Below are 2,453 nucleotides of genomic sequence, written 5' to 3' on the forward strand. Positions count from 1 at the left end.
AAGTTATTCAAGTTCTTTCTGAATTTCTTTGTCAACCCTATCTTTTAATGACATATACTTTTTGAAGCGTTCATTCCACTTAGATAAGAAACGGTATTCTCTCAAACCTACAAAAAGCCATATCGAAGACAGTATCAGTACTAATATTATATAGATTAAGAATATTATACCGAAAAATGGGTTAATATTTAAAAGCCAACGTAAGAAGTTTGGACGAGTTATGAAGACCGTTGCCATTATTATTGCTATGGGAGCGATTATAAGGGAAGATATGCTTAAAATAATGAACGTCGCCCTAGCGTCATTCATATGGAATATTAAATCGTCTATTGTCTCCAATAAGCTTGTTCTATCTTCAGACTTTTCATCTTTGCCCAATTTTGTCACCAATGTAGATTAACCTAAGATAAATCGTTTCCGAAACTAAGTTCACGACGTTTGGATTTTTTCCTTGGAAAAAGAGCTTCGTAAGGCTCCAAGATGATCCTACAAAACTGCCTCCCCTTCTCAGTCACTTTGTAAATGTTTATCTTCTTACTCCCCCACATCTTATCAGTTCTAGCTATCAATCCTTTCTGCTCCATTCCATCCAGTATTTCTTTATGCTTTTGTAGGTTCAAGCCACAGTAGCTCAGTAAAGCTGTCTGAGTTAGGGAACCATATTGCACCAACTTTAATATTATATCCTTTCTAATGTAAATTCTCTCACGGTACTCTTTAGTTGGTGGCATTGGAGCTGGATTTGAATATTTAATCTACAAAAATAATCTTTCGTTCCTAAAGTTGCATATTCATATATGAAGATGAGTTATCCCTTACTAAGTTAGCTGTATCTTCGAAGCTTAATTTTAAGATGAATGATAGTGCAAAGACTACGCTAGGAAGGAATGCGGGTTGTGCAGGCTTTCCCCCAAAGCAGGCATACCTTACAGGACCGTCTGTTTCCGTGAGTATCAATTCTAGTGGAGTCCTCTCAGCCAAAATTTTCGATCTCTTTGAATAGATGATTGTAGGTCCAAAAGATACATAACACCCCCTATCTACAGCTCTACTCAATTGTTGAAGATCGCCACTGTACCAATGAAGCATTATACCCTTTATCCTAAAAGAAGAGAGGGTATCGATTACTTCCTTTTGAGATCCTCTTGAGTGAATTGAAACTGGCTTTTCAAATTTTTCAGCCAATTCTAAGAGTTTTTTGAATAAAGATTTCTGTTTTCTATAAGCCTCCTCATTATCAACATACTTTCTATCCAGTCCTATCTCCCCTATGCCACAAATACGATCTTTCTCTCTGTATAGAAAGGTCTCAAACTCTTCCAAATCAGCCTCTTGGATAGACCAAGGGTGTATACCAACGAAAGGTAATAATTTATCCCTAAAAGATTCAGATAAACTTAAAGTCTTTAATGAAGAGTTCAAATCCATCGAGTTAGATAATAAGATAATATTGGCCTTCTTTAAAAAGGCGATTATGTGTCGTATATATTTATCAAAATCTGAATCTGCAAGGTGCATGTGGGCATCGATGAATTTTATAGACATATCTATGACTATCGATTAAGATTATTTTAATTCTTGTATTGTAAATAAAGTTAAATATAATTTACTTTTGTCTGAAATTGTGAAAAAATGTCTGATACAGAACTTGGATTAGCAGCAGTTTATAGAATAATAAAGAAGGCAGGGGCAAATAGAGTCGGTGATGATGCCACTGAAGAGCTAAGGGCTACTCTTGAAAAGATTGGAGAACTCTTGGCAAAACATGCCATAGATTTTGCTGTTCATGCTGGCAGAAAGACAGTGAAGGCATCGGATATAAAATTGGCTGAAAAATCTGTATTGAAAATTATCTTATCGTAAAAGTAAAGTATTACTATCAATTTATCAATACAGCTCCGGTAGTGTAGTCCGGTCAAGCATAGCGGCCTCTCGAGTTTGAGCGGGGAATATTTACCTATAGCCGCCGACCCGGGTTCAAATCCCGGCCGGAGCACTCTCTAGCACAAAGCCCTTCCTATTTATTTTCACAATTTTAAAGTAATTCCTTGATTTTCTTAATATCTGAACGAATAACAGACTTCAAATTTACATTATAAAGGACGGCTGCAGGATGATAGGTGGAAAAGTATAATTGTCCATCTTCTTCCATAAGCTTCCCTCTAGCCTTAGCAAACACTTGTTTTTCTAGAAGAGTATTTAGAGCTACTCTACCTAAAAGGCAGATAATCTTTGGTTAATTAGTAGTTGGTGCGAATAACCCACTAAAGAAGAAAACTAAAAATGTTCGTCAGAATCCAAAGAATCTCCTGATCACTTCCAAATACTCTGTCCCATACTCATCGTAGGGCTCTACGCTCGCATACACCGAAAGATGTCGTACTCCCACCTTTACAGGATCTTCGACGAGATCCATCCGTACTTTTCACCACATGCTTTTCGGTATGCAGGGA

General features: G+C 36.8%; 4 protein-coding genes and 1 tRNA gene. 2 read left to right on the forward strand and 3 right to left on the reverse strand.

Annotated elements, in window-relative coordinates; all coding sequences use genetic code 11:
- Window positions 1–3 precede the first annotated feature (3 nt).
- The 3 genes from L6N96_04435 to L6N96_04445 are packed head-to-tail and all read right to left on the reverse strand — an operon-like array spanning window position 4 to window position 1,545.
- Entirely contained in the window at window positions 4–378 is a 375-nt protein-coding gene (locus L6N96_04435) for a hypothetical protein (GenBank protein ID MCP8323407.1), read from the reverse strand.
- A gap of 23 nt (window positions 379–401) precedes the next feature.
- A complete protein-coding gene (locus L6N96_04440; GenBank protein MCP8323408.1) occupies window positions 402–731 on the reverse strand; it encodes a hypothetical protein in 330 nt (109 codons plus the stop codon).
- Window positions 732–777: 46 nt separating this feature from the next.
- Window positions 778–1,545 carry a TatD family hydrolase gene (locus L6N96_04445; protein ID MCP8323409.1) on the reverse strand — a complete coding sequence of 256 codons (768 nt, stop codon included), beginning with the start codon at window positions 1,543–1,545 and terminating at the stop codon, window positions 778–780.
- Window positions 1,546–1,632: 87 nt separating this feature from the next.
- Here L6N96_04445 and L6N96_04450 point away from each other — a divergent pair, with 87 nt between their 5' ends.
- Window positions 1,633–1,863 carry a histone family protein gene (locus tag L6N96_04450; protein MCP8323410.1) on the forward strand — a complete coding sequence of 77 codons (231 nt, stop codon included), beginning with the start codon at window positions 1,633–1,635 and terminating at the stop codon, window positions 1,861–1,863.
- A 32-nt stretch (window positions 1,864–1,895) separates the two neighbouring features.
- Window positions 1,896–1,996: transfer RNA gene (locus tag L6N96_04455), tRNA-Glu, on the forward strand.
- Window positions 1,997–2,453: the final 457 nt, after the last annotated feature.

Source organism: Candidatus Methylarchaceae archaeon HK02M2 (genome assembly GCA_024256165.1).
Classification (GTDB): Archaea; Thermoproteota; Nitrososphaeria; order Nitrososphaerales; family JACAEJ01; genus HK02M2.

What these genes read in the sequence shown, in the direction of transcription:
- L6N96_04450 (MCP8323410.1), top strand. Translation starts at nt 1,633, where the DNA reads ATGTCTGATACAGAACTTGGATTAGCAGCAGTTTATAGAATAATAAAG.
- L6N96_04440 (MCP8323408.1), bottom strand. Translation starts at nt 731, where the DNA reads ATGCCACCAACTAAAGAGTACCGTGAGAGAATTTACATTAGAAAGGAT.
- L6N96_04445 (MCP8323409.1), bottom strand. Translation starts at nt 1,545, where the DNA reads ATGTCTATAAAATTCATCGATGCCCACATGCACCTTGCAGATTCAGAT.